The sequence below is a fragment of the Gordonia polyisoprenivorans genome (assembly GCF_017654315.1).
Taxonomy (GTDB): Bacteria; Actinomycetota; Actinomycetes; order Mycobacteriales; family Mycobacteriaceae; genus Gordonia; species Gordonia polyisoprenivorans_A.
Genome location: NZ_CP072203.1, coordinates 533,041 through 552,559, shown reverse-complemented (window position 1 = coordinate 552,559; position 19,519 = coordinate 533,041). Strand labels below are relative to the sequence as shown.

Here is a 19,519-nt window from a genome sequence, read left to right as displayed (position 1 = left end):
CGGGACGGACGCCACCTAAAGTGAACCTTGTTCGCGTACCATTCGACGAATGAAGCGTCCACTTCTGATCCTGTTCGGATTCACCGTGCTCGCGGCCGGGTTGCTTGCCTCTCCGGCACCCCGCGCCGCCGCCGCTCCCCCGTGCGCCGACGTCGAGGTGGTGTTCGCGCGCGGGACCGTGGAGACGGCTCCACCCGTCGGCGTCACCGGCCTGTCCTTCGAGCAGGCCCTGCGCAATCAGCTGCCCGGTAAGTCGGTCAACGTCTACGGCGTGAACTATCCGGCCGGTAGCAACTTCAACAACCGGATGGCCTTCGTCGAGGGCGTTGTCAAGGGCGTCAACGACACCCAGCGCCGCGTCAAGTATCTGGCCGCACAGTGCCCCGGATCCCACATCGTGGTCGGTGGGTACTCGCAAGGTGCGGTCGTCGCGTCCTACGCGTTGAGCAACAAGATCCAGATCGACCCGCAGTACCGGCAGTACCAGGACCGGGTGCCGCAGCCGCTGGCCGACAACGCCGCCTCGCACGTGACCGCCGCGATCCTGTTCGCGCCGCCGTCGTCGAACTGGATCAAGCAGGTCGGTGCTCCCCCGATGAACGTCGGACCCCTCTATGAGGGCAAGACCAAGCGCTACTGCATCGCCGGTGACGTCGTCTGCGACGGTGCCCCGGTCGGGCAGCCCAACGGTCTGCATGTGCTCTACGCCGTCAACGGCATGACCGTTGATGCCGCCCAGTATGTGAGAGCTCGTCTGTAGCACTCACCTCATCCGCACTAGCCTCAACCGGCCGGACGCCCTGTGACGGGACGTCCGGCCGGTTCTTTCGTTCGACGTGGCGAAACGCCCAGCCGATCAGCATGAGGATCGTCACCGTCAGCGGAAGGCCGGTGGCGATCCGTCCGACGGCCAGCCACCCGACGCTGCCGTGCTGATAGATCACGTACTGGACCACGAAGCGGGTCAGGAACGCCGATGCGGCGGCGAGGGTGACCGCGCCGAACAGTCGTCGCGCCGACGGGTCGCGCCGCCAACCGGTCCCTCGCCCGGTGACCGCACCGAATACCAGACCGATCACCGGATAACCGACGAGGCACGAAATGATCAGCGCGACAGCCACTATCGGCGGATACCAGAGATCGGGCAGAAAGAAGTCGCGGGCTCGACCGCTGTGGAGTGCGAACCCCGCAGAGCTACTGACGCCGACGCAGGTACCGATGACCGGTCGCACCGTCCGCCACCGCCAGACGGTGAACGCCCCGATCGCGACGGTGGTGGCCGCTGCCGCTCGTCCGCCGACGAGCCGGCCCGCGTCGACGCGGCCCACCTGGTGGCCGTCGCCGCCGACTTGCTGGCCGAACACGGACCGTCGGCGTTGACCGCACGACGCATCGCCGACGCCGCGGGTACGTCGACGATGGCGATCTACAGCCGATTCGGGGGCGCCGGGGCCCTGCTTGCGGCGCTGCGAGCCGACGGATTCGCCCATCTCGCCTCCCTCACCGACGCGGCGGCCACCGAGGTGGACGATCCCGTGACCGCGCTCACGGCAGCATCGTTGGCATATCTCGATTTCGTTGTGGCACAACCGCATCGGTACCGTTTCATGTTCGTCGAACCGGCTCCGGGCGACGAGCCGGGACGCACGGCATTCGCGGCGCTGCGATCATCGATCGAGAAGTGCCTTGCGGCCGGCCGATTCCGGCCGGACCCCGGGCATGCCGACTCCGACGCCGCGGACCCTCCCACGATCTGGGCCGCCCAGCTCTGGGCGATCACGCACGGGGTCACGAGTCTGGTGCTCACCGGCACGGTGCCCGCTGCGGCCGCCCGCCACGTTCTGTGCGACGGTCTGACACGCCTGTTCATCGGATACGGCGACGATGCCGAGCGTGCGGAACAGTCGGTTGCCGACACATGACCGACGAGGACGACGGCGTTGTGCCAGTGTGTCACCGCGAGTGCGGTTCGAAGAGAAAAGAGTGGAGCCTAGGAGATTCGAACTCCTGACATCTGCCTTGCAAAGGCAGCGCTCTACCAACTGAGCTAAGGCCCCGGGTTCGGGTGGTGGGCCTAGGAGGACTTGAACCTCCGACCTCTTCGTTATCAGCGAAGCGCTCTAACCGCCTGAGCTATAGGCCCCTGAACCGAGGACTGAGATTACCCGACGGGGTGGCGAGAAACCAAAACGGTTCCCAACGGCACCCGTGAGCTGCGCAGATGAGCCTCGGCGCCCGAACTAGTCGAGGTCGGCCAGCGTGATCTCGAGACCGCCGACGAGGTCGGCGACCAGGTTGTAGATGTAGGAGCCGATGGTGCCCAGCGCGGTGATCAGCACGGCGTTGACCACACCGAGTACAGCCGCGTAGAAGAACACGCTGCCGGCGCCGATGATGTCGCTTTCCGACGTCGAGCCGTCGGTGGTCACCAACGTGCCGAAGGAGCTGTTGACCTGCTCCCAGACACCCATCCCGTCGAGCACCAGATACAGCACGGCGACGGCGATCATCCAGATGACGAAGCCGACGATCGAGAGCACGCCGGCCACCTTGAAGGTCGCCCAGGGGTCGAGTCGACGGATCTGCACGGCAGCGCGCAGACCACGCCCCGAGGAGCCGACCTGCGCCGGCGCCGAGCGTGCGGCGGAGCCGACGACCGTGGCGGGTTCGGCGGCCGCGGCTCGGGCGGTCTCGGTGTTGGTGTGGTGGATCTCGTCGAGATCGGGCAACTCGGACTCCAGGGAGGGGTCCCGCGCGATGTTGCGGGTGGGGGTCTCTGTGAAGCGACCACGCGGTACCTCGGCGGTCGCGGTGGACGCACCCGCCGGCGAATCGAGCTTCTTCACCGGGGCCTGCTGGCCACTCATGCTGGCTGCGGCGGTGCCGCTACCGGTCACCACGCCGCGCGGAGGGGGCCCGCCGGGACGACCTCCGGTGGGGATCTGCTCGGTGGTTCCGCTATCGGGCACAGGAGCCTGAGCGCTGCCGGTGGCCTCGGGTCCGGCCACTCCGCCCGGGCCGCGCTGCCACGGAGGAACCAGCCCGCCGCCCCGAGGCGGACCCGACTGGGCTGCCGGGCCACCGGAAGCGGTCGACGGCGTGGACGGGGTCTTGTTGTCCGGGTCGTTCGGTTGGCTCACTGGTGTCATTTCCTCCGGTTGCGCACGTTGGGTCCACCCTAACGGTTGTGGCCGTCACACAAGACGAGCCACGACGCTGCAATGGCGTCGTGGCTCGTGCGTGTGTCCGGAATGCCTGTCCGGGCGTCGGATCAGGCGGTCGGTTCCGGATCCGGCTCGTCGGCGTTGCGGGCGATGGCCAGCAGCGTCGTGCCCTCGTCGAGGTTCATCAGGCGCACACCCTTGGTCTGGCGTCCGGCCTTGCGAACCTGACGGGCCGCGGTGCGGATGACACCGCCGCCGGAGGTGATCGCGTAGAGCTCGGAATCGTCGTCAACGATGAGCGCGCCGATCAGCGTGCCGCGGCGCTTGTCGTGCTGGATGGTCAGCACGCCCTTGCCGCCACGCCCCTGCACCGGGTAGTCCTCCATGCCGGTGCGCTTGGCGTAACCGCCCGAGGTCGCCACCAGCAGGTAGGTGCCCTCGCGCACGACATTCAACGACAGCAACTCGTCGTCGGCGTTGAACCGCATGCCCTGCACGCCCGATGTCTGCCGGCCCATCGGGCGCAGCGCCTCGTCGTCGGCGTGGAAGCGGATCGACTGCCCCTTGCGGCTGACGAGCAACAGATCGTCGTCGGCACTGCACAATTGGGCGCCGACGAGCTCGTCCTCGCCGCGCAGGTTGATCGCGGCGATTCCGCCGGACCGGTTGGAATCGAAGTCCTCGAGCTTGGACTTCTTCACCAGGCCGTTGCGGGTGGCGAGCACGAGATACGGTGCGTCGGTGTAGGTCTTGATCTGGATGACCTGGGCGATGCGCTCTTCCGGTTGGAACGCAAGGAGATTCGCGACATGCTGGCCGCGTGCGGTGCGGTTGGCCTCGGGGAGCTCATAGGCCTTGGCGCGGTAGACCCGACCCTTGGTCGTGAAGAACAGGATCCAGTCATGCGTCGAGCACACGAAGAAGTGCGCGACGATGTCGTCCTGCTTGAGCCCTGCCCCCTGCACACCCTTGCCGCCGCGTCGCTGACTGCGATACAGGTCGGTTTTGGTGCGCTTGGCGTAGCCGGTCTCGGTGATGGTGACGACGACGTCCTCGCGGGCGATCAGATCCTCGTCGGCGACGTCACCGTCGGCAGCGATGATCTGGGTCCGACGCTCGTCGCCGAACTTCTCGACGACCTCCCGGAGCTCATCCCGCACGATCGAACGCTGACGCTCGGGCTTGTCGAGAATGTCCTTGTAGTCGGCGATCTCGCGTTCGATCTCGTCCAACTCGTCGATGATCTTCTGCCGCTCCAGCGCCGACAGTCGACGCAGCTGCATGGCGAGGATGGCGTCGGCCTGGATCTCGTCGATCTCGAGTAAGTCCATCAACCCGGTGCGGGCCTCGTCGGTGTTGGCCGACGCACGGATCAACGCGATCACTTCATCAAGGGCGTCAAGGGCTTTCACCAGACCGCGCAAGATGTGGGCGCGCTCCTCTGCCTTGCGCAACAGGTAGCGGGTGCGCCGCACGATGACGTCGATCTGGTGGGCGACGTAGTAGCGGATCATCTGATCGAGGCGCAGGGTGCGGGGCACCCCGTCGACGATCGAGAGCATGTTGGCACCGAAGCTGGTCTGCAGCTGGCTGTGCTTGTACAGGTTGTTCAGGACGACCTTGGCCACCGCGTCACGACGCAGGGTGACCACGATCCGCAGGCCGACACGATCGGAGGAGTGATCCTCGATCTTGCTGATGCCCTTGAGTTTTCCCTCGTTGACCTGCTCGGCGATGGACTGGATCATGTTGTCCGGGTTGACCTGGTAGGGCAACTCGGTGATCACGATCTGCGTGGCACCGCCCTTGGCCTCCTCGATCGCGGTCACCCCGCGCATGCGGATCGACCCGCGGCCGGTGGTGTAGGCATCCTTGATGCCCTGACCACCGACGATGAGGCCGGCCGTCGGGAAATCCGGGCCCTTGATCCGCTCCATGCAGGCGTCGAGGGTGGTCTCGTCGTCGGCCTCGTGGTTCTCCAGCGCCCAGAAGATCGCCTCGGCCACCTCGGTGAGGTTGTGCGGCGGGATGTTGGTGGCCATACCGACGGCGATACCGCCGGAACCGTTGATCAGCAGGTTCGGGATCCGCGCGGGCAAGACCGTCGGCTCGTTGGTCTTGCCGTCGTAGTTGGGCGTGAAATCGACGGTGTCCTTGTCGATGTCGCGCAACATCTCCATGGCCAACGGGGTGAGCCGGGCCTCGGTGTAGCGCATGGCGGCCGGGCCGTCGTTGCCGCGGGAACCGAAGTTGCCCTGGCCGTCGATCAGCGGGTAGCGCATCGACCACGGCTGAGCCAGACGCACCAACGCGTCGTAGATCGCCGAGTCGCCGTGCGGGTGATAGTTACCCATGGTCTCGGCAACGGGTTTCGCCGACTTCACATAGCTGCGGTCGGGGCGGAAACCGGCGTCGAAGGACGCGTAGAGCAGGCGACGATGCACCGGCTTGAGGCCGTCACGGACCTCGGGCAGCGCGCGGCCGACGATCACGCTCATCGCGTAATCGATGTAGCTGTTCTGCATCTCCTGGCCGAGATCGACCGGTTCGACGCGATCGCCTTCCCCGCCGGCGGGCGGGAGGGTGGTGTCAGTCATGAAAAGTCCTCACAGATGTGGTGTCCGGTCAGGCATGGTGCGTGACGTCAGACATCAAGGAAGCGAACGTCTTTCGCGTTACGGGCGATGAAGCTGCGGCGCGCGACGACGTCCTCGCCCATCAGCACCGAGAACAACTCGTCGGCTGCGGCGGCGTCGTCGAGGGTCACCTGGCGCAGTGTGCGAGTGGCCGGATCCATGGTGGTCTCCCACAGCTCGCTGGGGTTCATCTCACCGAGACCCTTGTAGCGCTGGATGCCGTCGTCGGTGTTGATCTTCTTTCCGCCCTCGAGTCCGGCCTGGATCATGGCGTCACGCTCACGGTCGGTGTAGGCGTACTCGGCCTCGGCGCCCTTCTGCCACTTGAGTTTGTAGAGCGGCGGCTGGGCCAGATAGACGTGCCCGTGTTCGATGAGCGGGCGCATGAACCGGAACAGCAGGGTCAACAGCAGCGTCGAGATGTGCTGTCCGTCGACGTCGGCGTCGGCCATCAGCACGATCTTGTGATAGCGCAGCTTGGCCAGGTCGAACTCGTCGTGGATGCCGGTGCCGAAGGCGGTGATGATCGACTGGACCTCGGCGTTCTTGAGGACGCGGTCGATGCGGGCCTTCTCGACGTTGATGATCTTGCCGCGCAACGGCAGGATCGCCTGATACATCGAGTCGCGTCCGGTCTTCGCCGAACCGCCGGCCGAGTCGCCCTCCACGAGGTAGATCTCGCACTTGGACGGGTCGTTGCTGCGGCAGTCGGCGAGCTTGCCGGGCAGTCCACCGATGTCGGTGGCGCTCTTGCGGCGCACCAGGTCTCGTGCCTTGCGGGCGGCCATACGCGCATGAGCGGAATCGACGGCCTTGTTGATGATGATCTTGGCCTCGGCCGGATTGGCCTCGAACCAGTGCTCAAGGTGTTCACCGGAAGCCTTCTGGACGAAGCTCTTCACCTCGGTGTTGCCGAGCTTGGTCTTGGTCTGGCCCTCGAACTGTGGGTCGGAGACCTTGACCGAGATCACCGCCGCCAGACCCTCGCGGATGTCGTCGCCGGTGAGGTTGGAATCCTTTTCCTTCAGCAACTTCTTGTCTCGCGCATAGGAATTCACCACTCGTGTCAGCGCCGCGCGGAAGCCCTCTTCATGCGTACCGCCCTCGTGGGTGTTGATGGTGTTGGCGAAGGTGTGCACCGACTCGGAGTAACCGTCGTTCCACTGCATCGCGACCTCGACCTCGTGGCCGGTGCCCTTGCCGGTGAAACCGACGACGGACTTGTGGATCGGATGCTTGGTGCGGTTGAGGTGCTTGATGTAATCGACCAGGCCATCCGGGTAATGGTAGGTCCGGGTCTTGGGTTTCCCTGCGGCAGCGGCCTTTTCCTCGTCGGACTTCACCTGTTCGGCGGTCTCGGTGGTGCCCTCCTCGCCCTCGGCGTTCGGGTCACCGGGCGCCTCGACGGCCTTGGGTCGCCGGTCGGTGAGGGTGATCGTCAGGCCCTTGTTGAGGAAGGCCATCTCCTGCAGTCGACGCGCGACCGTCTCGGCGTTGAACGAGGTCGTCTCGGTGAAGATCGACGCGTCCGGCCAGAACCGCACCGTGGTGCCCGTCTTGCGGGTGGGTTCACCCTTGATCAGGCCGTCCGGCTTGGAATCGGTGAAGGTCTCCGACCAGTGGAAACCGTCAACGTCGATCTCGACCTCGACCTTGGTCGACAGCGCATTCACCACGGAGATACCGACACCGTGCAGACCACCGGAGACGGCATAGGAATCCGAGTCGAACTTGCCGCCGGCGTGCAGCTGGGTCAGGACGACCTCGACGGTGGGTACACCGGTTGCGTGCATGCCGACCGGGATGCCTCGACCGTCATCGACCACCTCGACGCCACCGTCCTCGAGCAGGGTGACGTCGACCTTGCTGGCGAATCCGGCCATCGCCTCGTCGACGGAGTTGTCGACGACCTCCCAGATGAGGTGATGAAGGCCACGTTCGCCGGTGGACCCAATGTACATACCGGGCCGCTTGCGCACCGCCTCGAGACCCTCGAGAATGCTGATCGATTCGGCACCGTACTCGGACGGCTTCTTCCGGGGCTTCTTCGATCCCGAACCACCGGTCTTGTCACTGCTGTCGGCCACGAGGTGCGTCCGCTCCTGTTCTGATCGATTTCGACCCGACGGTCATGAGATGACCAGCACAAAAGTGCCCGCACGACATGCTGTGGTCGGACGTGATCGTCCGCTGTCACCGCTGCCATCGCGGGCGGCTGATCCCCCTGTCGGGACAACTCTCAATTCATTGTACTGCCTCAGTCAGTCAGAAACCCACATCTGGTACCGCTGATTTGCACACAGACCGATTTTCTCCGGCATCTGCCGGTCCGGTCGTGGTCTGAGGATGAAATATGCCTCAGAGTCGACGTGACGCGGAAAACTGTCGGTGGGGTGGAGTAGCGCGTCACGCCGCGGCCCGACGAGGTCCCCGAGCCGCCGAGATCACCGGGTCATCCGTAGGTGTCGCGGGGTCCACGCCCACGCACGTGCCGCTCCCCCTTGCGCCACGACGGACCCTTGGGTCCGGTGATCTTCAGTGACGTGACCATTCCGTCGCCGATCGCCGCGGCGATCTTGGCGAGGATCTGTGCCTGCACGTACCGCAGCTGCGTCGCCCACGCCGTGGACTCGGCCTGGACGTATAAGACATTGTCGCGCAACGATATCGGTGTGGCATGGGCGGAGATGTCGGCACCGACGATCTGCTCCCACATGCCGAACAAGGTGCCCTCGGCGATGCGCGGTTGCCAACCGCGTTCACGGGCCAGTCCACCGACGAGCCGTCCGAAGGGCTGCGGATCCCGCGCGTCCGGACCGGATCCCGACCACCGCCGACGACCACCCTGACGCACACCGGATCGTCGACGCGGTGGCGACGCGCGACCCTGACCGACCGACTTGCCGGCGGCGCGGGCCGAGGCCCTCGCCTCCTCCAAGGCGCGCCGCGCACGCTCGTAGCCGGTGAGTCCGTCGGCCGGCGCCACGGAACCGGTCGCCGGTGGCCGCGTGTCGGGTGCTCCTGCGTCAGGTGCTCCTGCGTCAGGTGCTCCTGCGTCAGGCTGATCGGTCATGACGTCAGTCTCCCCGGCGGGTCCGACACCTCAGGCTCTGACACCTCAAGTCCTGATACCTCGGCTTCCGAGACGAGCGGATCCGGAACGACGACCGAGTGCCGGACCCCGTCCTCCTCGATCATGTTCACCGCGATCCGCCGACCGCCCACTCCGTCGGGAATGTCCTCGGCGACGGCCGCGGTGATGATCAGTTGTTCCGCACCCTCGGTGAACTCGGCAAGTTTGCGACGTCGGGCAGCGTCGAGTTCGGCGAACACGTCGTCGAGCATGATCACCGGTTCGATCCCCTCGGCCCTGGCGAGCTCCACCGATCCGAGGCGCAGCGCGAGGGCGATCGACCACGATTCCCCGTGGCTGGCAAAGCCTTTCGCCACATCGGTACCGAGAACGAGATCGACGTCGTCACGGTGCGGTCCCACCAGGGACAACCCGCGCTCGATCTCCTTGCCGCGGATCTGGCCGAGCCGGGTCAACAGCGCCGCCTCGATGGCCTCCGGATCGGCGGATTCTCCTGCCGCAGGCACGATCTCGTCGCCGACACTGGGCCGATACCGCAGCGTCGCCGGCCGCGAGTGCGGCGCGATCGCCGAATACGATCCGGCGAAATGTGGTTCGAGATCACCGAGAACGTCGATCCGTGCGGCGGTCACCTGTCCGCCGAGAGCCGCGAGCTGGGCATCCCAGACGTCGAGCGTCGAGATCACCGAGTCGGCGTCGGATCCACCACGCCGCATGGCCGCGCCGGCGGTCTTCAACAGCGCAGAACGTTGCCGCAACACCTTGTCGTAATCCGAACGCGCCGCGGCGAATCGTGGACCACGTTGTGCGACAAGCTCATCGACGAAGCGACGGCGGTCACCGGGATCTCCGCGCACGAGGAGCAGATCCTCGGGAGCGAACAACACCGCACGCAGGACGCCGAGGATGTCGCGCGGCCTGCGCTGGGGTGCGGTGTTGAGCCACGCCTTGTTGGAGCCCTCGGCGTTGATCTGCAAGGACGCGGTCAGTTCACGGCCGGCGTTCTCGACGGTGGCGGTCACCAGCGCCGACGCCGCCGACGAACGCACCAGCGGTGCGTCGGTGCTGACCCGATGCGATCGCAGGGTGGCCAGATAGAACAGCGCCTCGATCAGATTGGTCTTACCGAAACCGTTGCGGCCGGTGATGATCACCGATCCCGGCCCGAGTTCCACATCCACCCGCGGCCACGAGCGAAAGTCACGCAGATGCAGTTCGCGAACGAACACGACTAGCCCGCCGAGGTGTCCGGCGGCGAGCCGGTCTCCCCCACCGAGCGGCCCGTGGTGTCGCGAACTGCGTGCCCGCCGAACTGATTTCGCAGAGCCGAGACCGCCTTGAGTGCCGGGGATCCGTCCTGGCGGGAGGCGAACCGGGCGAACAGTGCGGCCGAGATGACATTGGCCGGAACCGAGTGGCGAATTGCCTCCTCGACGGTCCAGCGACCCTCGCCCGAATCGGTGGTGTAATCCGAGATCTCCTGCAACCCCGGATCTTCCTGTAGCGCACGAACCAGCAGGTCGAGCAGCCACGAGCGGATCACCGTGCCATGGGTCCAGGCCCGCAGGGTGCCTTCGACATCGGTGATCAAGGGTTCGGCCGAGAGCAGCTCATAACCCTCGCCGTAGGCGTGCATCAGGCCGTACTCGATACCGTTGTGCACCATTTTCGCGTAGTGACCGGCGCCCACCGGTCCGGCGTGCACGAAGCCGTCGGCGCGTTCGCCCTCCGGTCGCAGGGCGTCGAAGATCGGCATGACGCGTGCGACATCGGCGTCGGCACCGCCGGCCATCAGACCGTAGCCGTTCTCCAGACCCCACACGCCGCCGGACACACCGCAGTCGATATATCCGATTCCCTTGGCTTGCAATAGTTTTGCGTGCTCGAAGTCGTCGGTGTAGCGCGAGTTACCTCCGTCGATGACGATGTCACCGGCCGACAACTCCTCGGCCAGTGACGCGACGGTGGTCCGCGTCGGGTCACCGGAGGGCACCATCACCCAGATCACGCGGGGCGCGTCGAGTGCGCCCACCAGATCGGCGAGGGTCTTGACGTCGGAGACCTCGGGTCGCGGGTCGTAGCCGATCACCTCGTGCCCGGCGCCGACGATACGGGTGCGCATGTTGGCACCCATCTTCCCCAGACCGACAAGTCCCAGCTGCATCGCGATCCTCTCGAAGGTGGTGGTGGCGATCCGCTTCTGATGTGGAAACCGCTGTGTAGGAACGTCTTCTGAGAAGGCGAACCGGTCAGCCCGGCAGGCGGACCGGCATCAGCAGATAGCTGAAGGCGCTGTCCGGAGCGACGAAGGCCCCGGACTCGTCAGCGACCGGCTCATCTCCCGTCGACACCCGCAGCACCGCCGGACGGCTGGGCGTGGTGAACCCGAAATCGACCGACTTGGCGTTGATCGCCGACAAGCCGTCCTGCAGATATCCGGGGTTGAACGCGATCGTCAGCGGCTCACCGCGAAACTCGACGGGGAGCTCTTCCTCCGCCTTGCCCGCCTCGTCGCCGCCGGCGGTCAGCAGCACCGATCCCTCGGTGAATTCCATCCGCACCTGTGCTCCGCGCTCGGCCACCAGGGCAACGCGTTTGATCGCCTCGATGAGAGGTCCGCTCTCGACGGTGGCGACCGCGGTGTGTGCGGCGGGCAGCAGCTGACGGAACTTGGGGAACTCGGCATCGAGCAGGCGCGTCGTGGTCTGCTTCGACTCGCCGAGGATGCCCAGGATGCCCTCGGATCCGATGGCGTCGCCGGATCCGAAGGCCAGGCGCACCGCTCCGGTGCCCTCGGCACCTGCGGTCTTCGCGCTCTCCGAGAGAGTCTTGGCGGGCACCAGAACCGCTCCGCTGACATCGGGTTGAGTGGGATCCCACTCCAGCTCGCGCACGGCCAGTCGGAATCTGTCGGTGGCGGCGAGTACGACGGTGTTGCCCTCGATCTCGACGCGGACGCCGGTGAGCATGGGCAGCGTGTCGTCACGGCCGGCGGCGATCGCGACCTGCGACACCGCCTCGGCGAACCGGTCGGCCGGGATGGATCCGGTGACCGCGGGCACGTCGGGCAACTGCGGGTAATCCTCGACCGGCATCGTCGGCAGCGAGAACTTCGCGCTACCGCAGGCGATGGCCACCCGTGATCCGTCGAGCGTGACATCGACGGGCTTGTTGGGCAGCGCCCGGGTGATGTCGGCGAGCAGGCGGCCCGAGACCAGGACCTTGCCCGGTTCGGCGATCTCCGCGGCGATCGATTCCTGCGCGGAGACCTCGTAGTCGAAACCGGAGATCGTCAGACCGGCGTTGGCGTCGGATCCGGTTTCATCGGGAGCCTCCAGGACGACGCAGCCGAGAACCGGCACCGGCGGGCGGGACGGCAGGCTTCGGGCAACCCAGGCAACCGAATCGGAGAATTCGTCGCGCGCGACACGAAACTTCATAACTGGGGATGCGCCCTTCTCTCGTCTGCCTTGGTTGCTTGCGGGGTCGGTGTTCGGGCCGGCATGGATGCGCTCGAGCGGCGTGCGCGCTTCGGAGCGAATCGGGAATTCCCACTCTAGAACGACGAGGCGTGTGGGTGGGCGGTTGGGGTCAAGTCGCCACGCCGCGAATCGGCGATGTCCACGCGGACCCCGCAGTGGGTGTGTACACACATCCTTCTTCAAAAGAGATTTCTTTAAAGAGAGATCAACAATAGTCATAGGCGCTGTGGATCCTGTGGAGATCGTGCTGTTTGACCAGGCCATGTACCTGATCGGGGTGTGCACAGCCATGGGATGAGCCGTGGAGGTGCGGTGCGGTTGATGTGGATGACGAGTGTTGTTCGATTTCTGTCCACCTTCGATGCACATATCTGCGCGGTCGATCCCAAGGTCCATCCACAGGGTGACGGGCACGGATTTCCGACGTCGAGAGCTCGGAGATCCGTGGGTGAGGACGGCGCGTCGGAACCACAGAAGGCTCGCGTGTGAGTTGAGAGTTGGCGCGGATACGTCATCGGTGTGGCCCGGCGCCCGACGCGTGCGTGCCTGTCAATTGAAGACCGGTGACTGAAGATCGGCGACCGGGTACAGCGACTGGGTTCCGGCGGCCGGGGTCAGCGGTCGGCGCGCTGTTTGATGCGTGCGGTGAGTTCCTGCACGTGGTCATAGACCTTGCGCCGCTCGGCCATCTCCTTACGGATCTTGCGTTCGGCGTACATGACCGTGGTGTGGTCGCGGTCGAAGGTCTCACCGATCTTCGGCAGGGAGAGGTCGGTGAGCTCACGGCACAGATACATCGAGATCTGCCGCGCCTGGGCGATTGCTCGCGTCTTGCCCGGGCCACGGAGTTCGTCGACGGAGATGTCGAAGTACTCGGCGGTGATCGCGAGGATGCCCGCGGCGCTGATCTCGATGGTTCCGGAGTTCGGCAACAACGCCTGCAGCACGACGTCGGCCAAGGATTTGTCCAGCTCGGTGTTGTTCAGCGACGCGAACGCCGTGACCCGGATGAGGGCACCCTCGAGCTCGCGGATGTTGCGTTCGATCTTCGACGCGATCAGCTCGAGCACGTCGTCGGGGACCGCGATGTTGTCCATCTGGGCCTTCTTGCGAAGGATCGCGATCCGGGTCTCCAGATCCGGCGGCTGCACATCGGTGATCAAGCCCCACTCGAATCGAGTGCGGAGTCGATCCTCAAGCGTTGCAAGCTGTTTCGGCGGGCGATCGGACGAGATGACGATCTGCTTGCTGGTGTTGTGCAGGGTGTTGAAGGTATGGAAGAACTCTTCCTGGATACCTTCCTTGCCGATCAGGAACTGGATGTCGTCGACGAGAAGGACGTCGACATCGCGATAGCGGCGTTTGAACGCGACCCGACGATCGTCACGCAGGGAGTTGATGAAGTCGTTGGTGAATTCCTCGGTCGAGACGTACTTGACGCGCATACCCGGGAACAGACGCTGGGCGTAGTGGCCCGCGGCATGCAGCAGGTGAGTCTTGCCGAGTCCCGACTCGCCCCAGATGAACAACGGGTTGTAGGCGCGAGCGGGTGCCTCGGCGACGGCGACGGCCGAGGCGTGCGCGAAACGGTTGGACGCGCCGATCACGAACGTGTCGAAGGTGTACTTCGGGTTCAGACTGACCGGCGTTCCCGACGTGGACGCGGTGGAGGTGGTGGGTCGCTCGGCGAAATACGACGACCACTCGGCGCCGGGGTTCGCGTTCGGCGCCCCCTGACCGGTCGAATCGGCGGCGCCGGAGTAGCCGGCGCCCATCGGTGTCGGGTGGGGGAACGAATCCGACGGTGCTCGGTGCTCTCGGCCTGCGAAACCCTGCCCCGGCAACGGCCCCGACCCGTCGGGTGACGGCCGGCCGGGCATGGACGGGTCGAACGTACGAACGGGTCCGGAATCATCGAATGCCGTGGGAGACAAGGGAACCGGATCGGTGGAGGGACCGGGGCCGACCGAATCGGCGGTGGCCGGATCCGGTGTTTCCTCGAGTGGCGCAGGCGTGGCGGTCCGCACCCCGAGGTCAACGGGCTGGCCGAGATGACGACTCAACGTCGTGCGGATCGTGTCACGCAGATTGCGTTCGATCTGTTCCTGGACCAGTGGTGTCGGAACTGCCAACAGGGCGAACCCCTCGGCCAGCGTCAGCGGCTGAACCAGTGACAACCATGCCTTCTGCTGGCGGCTGAGCGGTTCGTGATGGGCGGCATCATCGTTGAGTTCGGCGACAACCTGCTTCCAGACCTCGCCGAAGGAGTCGCGATCCGAAGTCACTCTGACCCTCCTGCTCGACGCCTGCTCACCATCGACGCCTGCTTTTTCGTCGACGACCGCTCCCCATCAGAGCTGCGAAGGCCGGCGGCGTGCCCTACCGGCTTCCGCCCCGACGAAACTACCAGCATCGGCAGGTGCCGGTCGGGGGTGGACGGATACCACCTTGGCGGGGTCGGGCGGACTTGTCCACACACTTATCCACATCTGTGAATAAAAGGAGATGGAGGAGCGGCGCCGCGGGTCGTGGTCACCGCGTACCGTCGATGTGACGTGACTGGCGGCAATGTGACGTGACTGGCGAAACCGTAACAGACCGGATCGGGCGTCGACAAAGGAAAGCAGGCGACGATCCTCCGATCGGGGGAACGTGTGGGGCTGGCCTGGGGGATCGGCGCTCGTTTGATTTGGCCGGGTCCACTCCCGTACTCTCGACTGGTCATCCAGGTTGCGGATTTGCGGTGGATCACGTCATCAGCAGCGTCGTCGAGTACTCGGCGTCGGTGAGGGGGGCGCCACCCCGGCACTAGTCCGGCACCGCGTCAGGATAAGCAGAGACCACCACAGGATGTGGGAACGCGAGTCATCGGCGTGCCCATGTCACCGAGCACAAGGAGTCACCGTGGCCAAGGGAAAGCGGACTTTCCAGCCCAACAATCGTCGTCGCGCACGCGTGCACGGCTTCCGGCTGCGTATGCGCACCCGTGCGGGTCGTGCCATCGTCAACAGCCGTCGCAGCAAGGGCCGCGCGAAGCTCACGGCCTGATCTCGATCTGCGCTGCCGGTCGTGACCACAAGTCCGGCCGGCTTCGTGTTGTTCGATGATGTCGGCCCAACATGGGATCTCTCGTGGATCCGACTTCTCCCGCACGCTGAAACGCGGTGTGCGGACCTCGACGCGTGATCTTGTGGTCAGCGTCGCCGTGGTGCCGTCGGTGTGGCCGGATCCGTCCGGACGTCGTACCCAGGTCGCGATGACCGGTGGGCCATGGCTGGGTCTGATCGTCAGCAAGTCCGTCGGTCCCGCAGTTGTCCGGCATCGTGTGGCCCGACGACTACGTGCCGCCTTCCGCGACAGCCGCGTCAGAGTTCCCGCCACCGAGACCTTCGTCGTCGTCCGCGCACTCCCGGGCGCCGCACATCGCTCCAGTGACGAACTCGCCGATCAGTTGCGAGAAGTGATGGGACGCAAGCGTGTTCGCGAGCTTGCAGCGCGTTCCGCAGAGGTCCAGGTCGCCGGCACCGGGGTGTCGGCATGACCGATGTCGAGACCCTCCCCCACTCCTCCTCGCCCACCGACATCGAGGACTCGCGGTCAACTCGGGTCATGCGATGGATCCATCTGTTCCCGCGGCGCGCGCTCATCTTTGTCATCGAGCTGTATCGCACCTGGGTGTCGCCGATGCGACTGCCGACATGCCGGTTCGAGCCGACCTGCTCGGCCTACGCTGTCGAGGCATTGACCCGGCACGGGTTCTTCCACGGCGGTGCGCTGGCGGTGCTCCGGCTGCTGAAGTGCGGACCGTGGCACAAGCCCGGCTACGACCCTGTTCCCGAACGCGGTTTCCGGCATCCGCCGGTCGCCCCGCAGGCGGCCCGGGGTGATGGCGCTCAGAGCGACGTCGCCCCCGGAGACCTTTCTCAATCGGACCTTTCTCAATCGGACGCGGTGGAAACGCCGTATCGCATCGCCGACGACGGCGTACGCGCATCTATGGAAGTGAGGGATAGCTGACCCGTGCTGAACTTCATCTATTGGCCGGTATCCGCGATCATGTGGTTCTGGCACTGGCTGTTCGACTTCATCACGCCGAACTCTCCCGGAGGTAACGGTGTCGCCTGGGCACTGTCGGTGGTGTTCCTGGTGTTCACCCTGCGTGCCATTCTCTACAAGCCCTTCGTGAAGCAGATCCGCACCACGAAGAAGATGCAGGAGATCAACCCTCAGCTGCAGGCGATCCGGAAGAAGTACGCCAAGGACCGGGTCAAGATGACCGAGGAGATGCAGAAGCTGCAGAAGGAGCACGGGTTCAATCCCCTGCTCGGCTGCCTCCCGATGCTTCTGCAGGTCCCGGTGTTCATCGGCCTGTTCCACGTGCTGCGGTCGTTCAACCGGACTGCGCACGGCATGGGCCAACTCGGTATGTCGCCCGAAGAGACACGGTCGGTCGGCAACTACATCTTCAACGTCGATCAGGTGCAGAACTTCCTCGACGCCCGTCTGTTCGGGGTGCCGCTGTCGTCGTTCATCACCGAGCCCAAGACCGAGTGGGCGGCGTTCGTCCAGCCGGGGCAGCCGATCGACTTCACTCGAGTCGATATCGCCATCGTCGTCATCCCGATGATGATCATCGCGTCCATCGCCACCCACATGAACTCTCGTGCGTCGGTCGCACGCCAACCAGAAGCCGCGCTCGAGAACCCGCAGACCCGCATGATGAACATGCTTGCCCTGTACATCTTCCCGCTCGGCATCTTGGTCACCGGCGCCTTCTTCCCCGTCGCGATCCTCCTGTACTGGATGAGTAACAACGTCTGGACCTACGGACAGCAGCACCTCGTCTTCGGCCGCATCGCCCAAGAAGAAGAAGAGGCCCGACTGGCCAAGCAGGAGAAGCTCAAGGCCAACGCTCCCAAACCCGGGGCCAAGCCGGACCGCAGCAAGAAACTCGGCGACGGCCAAGGGTCGGACAACGGTGTGGACCTCGAGAAGACCGAGCTCGAGAAGACCGAGGCCGTGGACGAACAGTCCGCGAGTACGGCGGACAGCACCAAGAGCGCATCGCTGATGGATCGACTCACCAAGGGGCTCGGGATCGGTGGTGCCGGCACTGCGAAGGCGAGTAGTGCGAAGGCGAATAGTGCTGCGGCATCCCCCGCTACCGCCGAGTCCGAGTCGAGTGAGTCGGGTGGCGTTTCCCCGTCCGCGACGAACGGGTCCGCACCAGCCAAACCGAAGCCGGGACAGAAACCTGCGGCACAGACTTCCGGAGGCTCCGGAGCCAGACCAAAGAATCAGGGGTCGAAGAAAGGCGGAAAGCGCGGCGGCCGCAAAGGCGGCCGTCGCTGAACCGTCAGGAGTAACCCCCATGCGGGCCGGGTCTACCGGCGACCGCGCCAGACATCACAAGTACGAGTAAGAAGGTGGAACCGAGATGACAGCTGAGACCGCGACGCATGGCGAATCAGATGTGACGGAACCCGAAGTGACAGAGTCTTCTGCGACCGAACCCGACGTCACGGAAGCAGATGTCACGGAAGCAGACGTGGCGGGATCCGAGGTCACCGAGTCGGAAGCGACGACTGGTGATGATTCGGCAGACGAGGTTGCAGAAGATGACGGTGCTGAAGATGAGAGCGCTGAGGACGAGGGTGCTGAAGACGAGGGCGACCGTCTCTTCGAAGAAGGCGAGATCGCCGGTGATTATCTCGAGCAGCTTCTGGACGTGTTGGACTTCGACGGCGACATCGATCTCGACGTCGACGGCGACCGCGCGGTCGTGAGTATCGATGGCGGTGACGATCTCGCCAAGCTCGTCGGCCGCAAGGGTGAGGTTCTCGACGCGCTGCAGGAGTTGACGCGTCTCGCGGTCCAGCAGGTGACCGGTGACCGTAGTCGGCTCATGCTCGACATCGCGCGGTGGCGCGCCGACCGCCGCGATCGGCTTGCGCGCCTCGGCACCGAGGTCGCCGAGCGAGTTCGTGACAGTGGCGGCCGCGAGGCGCTGGAACCGATGACCCCGTTCGAGCGGAAGATTGTGCATGACGCTGTCGCGGCTGTGGATGGCGTCATCAGCGAGAGTGAGGGCGTTGAGCCCAAGCGTAAGGTCGTCGTCATCAAGGTCGACTGACGATCGGCCGAGGCGCCCGGCGCCCTCGGCGTTCATGTGGTCGACCATGAGGTCGGTACGAACGAAGTCCCGGTTGCCGCCGGGACTTTGTCATTTCTGGGCCGTCGAATTACATACGTGTAGTTCTTGCAGCCTGACCTCTGTGCGGACGTAGGGCTGTGTTTCACGTGGAACATCCGCGCGGGGCACACAAACGGAAGGATCACGTTTCACGTGAAACATGCGAGCGACAGTGCAGCACCCGACGGCGGCGCGGACCCCTCCCCTCCCCCATCGGCCCACGCGGTGTTCAAGGAGCGGCTCGAACTCGCGATCCGGTATCGGAGGATGCTCGCGACCGACGGCATTACACGGGGCCTGATCGGGCCGCGGGAACTACCGCGCTTGTGGGATCGACACATCGTGAATTGTGGGGTTCTCGGTGAGGTGATCGCCGACGGTGAGTACGTCATCGATATCGGCAGCGGCGCCGGGCTACCGGGCATCCCACTGGCGTTGGCGCGACCTGATCTCCGCATCACGCTCGTCGAGCCTTTATTGCGGCGAACGACATTTCTGGAAGAAGTGGTCGCATCCCTCGGACTGGAAGTCACTGTCGTCAGGGGTCGCGCGGAGGAACGAGCAGTACGTGACGAGGTGGGGCTTGCCGACGTGGTGACGTCGCGCGCAGTCGCGCCGCTCGACCGTTTGGCGGCATGGTCAGCTCCGCTGATCCGGCCCGGTGGCCGGCTGGTGGCGATCAAGGGGTCGTCAGCGCCCGACGAGATCGACCGGGACCGCACGTCTGTGGCACGGCGGGGTCTGATGGATCTCGAGGTGCGCCAGTGTGGTGTTGGCGTGATCGAACCACCGACTACGGTTGTCGTAGGCGTCCGAAATGATCGTGTCAGCGGGTCGCAGTCATCCAAGAAGAAACGGGTTGATCGGCGCAGCCGATCGGACTCTCGTGGGTCAGGGAGGTAGTTGGTGCGGATCGGTCGCAGGGCGCAGAATAGAAGGGCGTCATCAAG

Annotated in this window: 17 protein-coding genes and 2 tRNA genes; 8 read left to right on the top strand and 11 right to left on the bottom strand. The window is 65.2% G+C overall.

The features are described 5' to 3' along the window. Positions 1-49: 49 nt before the first annotated feature. Positions 50-760 (top strand): cutinase family protein, encoded by a 711-nt coding sequence (locus J6U32_RS02610; RefSeq protein WP_208793430.1) that lies wholly within the window; start codon positions 50-52, stop codon positions 758-760. Here the strand turns inward: J6U32_RS02610 and J6U32_RS02605 are convergent. Continuing rightward, positions 711-1,364: a DUF3159 domain-containing protein gene (locus J6U32_RS02605; protein ID WP_244332515.1), complete on the bottom strand. Its 654-nt coding sequence runs from the start codon at positions 1,362-1,364 to the stop codon at positions 711-713. The genes J6U32_RS02610 and J6U32_RS02605 overlap by 50 nt on opposite strands. Here J6U32_RS02605 and J6U32_RS02600 point away from each other — a divergent pair. Beyond that, on the top strand, positions 1,332-1,922 hold the full coding sequence (locus J6U32_RS02600; protein ID WP_244332513.1) for a TetR/AcrR family transcriptional regulator: 591 nt from the start codon (positions 1,332-1,334) through the stop codon (positions 1,920-1,922). The genes J6U32_RS02605 and J6U32_RS02600 overlap by 33 nt on opposite strands. A gap of 62 nt (positions 1,923-1,984) precedes the next feature. Here J6U32_RS02600 and J6U32_RS02595 read toward each other — a convergent pair. The 10 genes from J6U32_RS02595 to dnaA form a co-directional block, all read right to left on the bottom strand. Further along, positions 1,985-2,057, bottom strand: a tRNA-Ala gene (locus J6U32_RS02595). A 9-nt stretch (positions 2,058-2,066) separates the two neighbouring features. Beyond that, positions 2,067-2,143, bottom strand: a tRNA-Ile gene (locus J6U32_RS02590). Positions 2,144-2,240: 97 nt separating this feature from the next. Beyond that, positions 2,241-3,149 (bottom strand): DUF3566 domain-containing protein, encoded by a 909-nt coding sequence (locus tag J6U32_RS02585; RefSeq protein WP_208793428.1) that lies wholly within the window; start codon positions 3,147-3,149, stop codon positions 2,241-2,243. A 122-nt stretch (positions 3,150-3,271) separates the two neighbouring features. Then, positions 3,272-5,761: a DNA gyrase subunit A gene (gene gyrA / locus J6U32_RS02580; RefSeq protein WP_006368622.1), complete on the bottom strand. Its 2,490-nt coding sequence runs from the start codon at positions 5,759-5,761 to the stop codon at positions 3,272-3,274. A gap of 47 nt (positions 5,762-5,808) precedes the next feature. Then, positions 5,809-7,887, bottom strand: a complete 2,079-nt coding sequence (gyrB, locus tag J6U32_RS02575) for a DNA topoisomerase (ATP-hydrolyzing) subunit B (RefSeq protein ID WP_208793427.1) — start codon at positions 7,885-7,887, stop codon at positions 5,809-5,811. 365 nt (positions 7,888-8,252) lie between these two features. After that, positions 8,253-8,873 carry a DUF721 family protein gene (locus tag J6U32_RS02570; RefSeq protein WP_208793426.1) on the bottom strand — a complete coding sequence of 207 codons (621 nt, stop codon included), beginning with the start codon at positions 8,871-8,873 and terminating at the stop codon, positions 8,253-8,255. After that, positions 8,870-10,123, bottom strand: a complete 1,254-nt coding sequence (recF, locus tag J6U32_RS02565) for a DNA replication/repair protein RecF (protein ID WP_208793425.1) — start codon at positions 10,121-10,123, stop codon at positions 8,870-8,872. Before recF ends, J6U32_RS02570 begins: the two co-directional genes overlap by 4 nt. Positions 10,124-10,125: 2 nt before the next feature. Continuing rightward, on the bottom strand, positions 10,126-11,058 hold the full coding sequence (gnd, locus tag J6U32_RS02560; RefSeq protein WP_244332511.1) for a phosphogluconate dehydrogenase (NAD(+)-dependent, decarboxylating): 933 nt from the start codon (positions 11,056-11,058) through the stop codon (positions 10,126-10,128). Between the two features lie 85 nt (positions 11,059-11,143). Next, positions 11,144-12,334: a DNA polymerase III subunit beta gene (dnaN, locus tag J6U32_RS02555; protein ID WP_208793424.1), complete on the bottom strand. Its 1,191-nt coding sequence runs from the start codon at positions 12,332-12,334 to the stop codon at positions 11,144-11,146. Positions 12,335-12,990: 656 nt separating this feature from the next. Next, entirely contained in the window at positions 12,991-14,661 is a 1,671-nt protein-coding gene (gene dnaA / locus J6U32_RS02550) for a chromosomal replication initiator protein DnaA (RefSeq protein WP_208793423.1), read from the bottom strand. Between the two features lie 619 nt (positions 14,662-15,280). On the opposite strand from dnaA, the gene rpmH reads away from it, so the two are divergent. The 6 genes from rpmH (at position 15,281) to rsmG (ending at position 19,472) form a co-directional block, all read left to right on the top strand. Then, positions 15,281-15,424 (top strand): 50S ribosomal protein L34, encoded by a 144-nt coding sequence (gene rpmH / locus J6U32_RS02545; protein WP_006368615.1) that lies wholly within the window; start codon positions 15,281-15,283, stop codon positions 15,422-15,424. Between the two features lie 55 nt (positions 15,425-15,479). Continuing rightward, a complete protein-coding gene (gene rnpA, locus J6U32_RS02540) occupies positions 15,480-15,917 on the top strand; it encodes a ribonuclease P protein component (protein WP_208793422.1) in 438 nt (145 codons plus the stop codon). Next, a complete protein-coding gene (yidD, locus tag J6U32_RS02535; RefSeq protein ID WP_208793421.1) occupies positions 15,914-16,393 on the top strand; it encodes a membrane protein insertion efficiency factor YidD in 480 nt (159 codons plus the stop codon). Before rnpA ends, yidD begins: the two co-directional genes overlap by 4 nt. A 3-nt stretch (positions 16,394-16,396) precedes the next feature. Beyond that, a complete protein-coding gene (gene yidC / locus J6U32_RS02530; RefSeq protein WP_208793420.1) occupies positions 16,397-17,728 on the top strand; it encodes a membrane protein insertase YidC in 1,332 nt (443 codons plus the stop codon). 85 nt (positions 17,729-17,813) lie between these two features. Next, entirely contained in the window at positions 17,814-18,509 is a 696-nt protein-coding gene (locus tag J6U32_RS02525; protein WP_208793419.1) for a protein jag, read from the top strand. Positions 18,510-18,722: 213 nt separating this feature from the next. Beyond that, entirely contained in the window at positions 18,723-19,472 is a 750-nt protein-coding gene (gene rsmG, locus J6U32_RS02520) for a 16S rRNA (guanine(527)-N(7))-methyltransferase RsmG (RefSeq protein ID WP_208793418.1), read from the top strand. Positions 19,473-19,519: the final 47 nt, after the last annotated feature.

Excerpts from the sequence above, each read along its gene's own strand:
- rnpA (WP_208793422.1), top strand. The coding sequence starts at position 15,480 with ATGATGTCGGCCCAACATGGGATCTCTCGTGGATCCGACTTCTCCCGC.
- gyrA (WP_006368622.1), bottom strand. The coding sequence starts at position 5,761 with ATGACTGACACCACCCTCCCGCCCGCCGGCGGGGAAGGCGATCGCGTC.
- dnaN (WP_208793424.1), bottom strand. The coding sequence starts at position 12,334 with ATGAAGTTTCGTGTCGCGCGCGACGAATTCTCCGATTCGGTTGCCTGG.
- J6U32_RS02585 (WP_208793428.1), bottom strand. The coding sequence starts at position 3,149 with ATGACACCAGTGAGCCAACCGAACGACCCGGACAACAAGACCCCGTCC.
- J6U32_RS02570 (WP_208793426.1), bottom strand. The coding sequence starts at position 8,873 with ATGACCGATCAGCCTGACGCAGGAGCACCTGACGCAGGAGCACCTGAC.
- gnd (WP_244332511.1), bottom strand. The coding sequence starts at position 11,058 with ATGCAGCTGGGACTTGTCGGTCTGGGGAAGATGGGTGCCAACATGCGC.
- J6U32_RS02610 (WP_208793430.1), top strand. The coding sequence starts at position 50 with ATGAAGCGTCCACTTCTGATCCTGTTCGGATTCACCGTGCTCGCGGCC.
- yidD (WP_208793421.1), top strand. The coding sequence starts at position 15,914 with ATGACCGATGTCGAGACCCTCCCCCACTCCTCCTCGCCCACCGACATC.
- J6U32_RS02525 (WP_208793419.1), top strand. The coding sequence starts at position 17,814 with ATGACAGCTGAGACCGCGACGCATGGCGAATCAGATGTGACGGAACCC.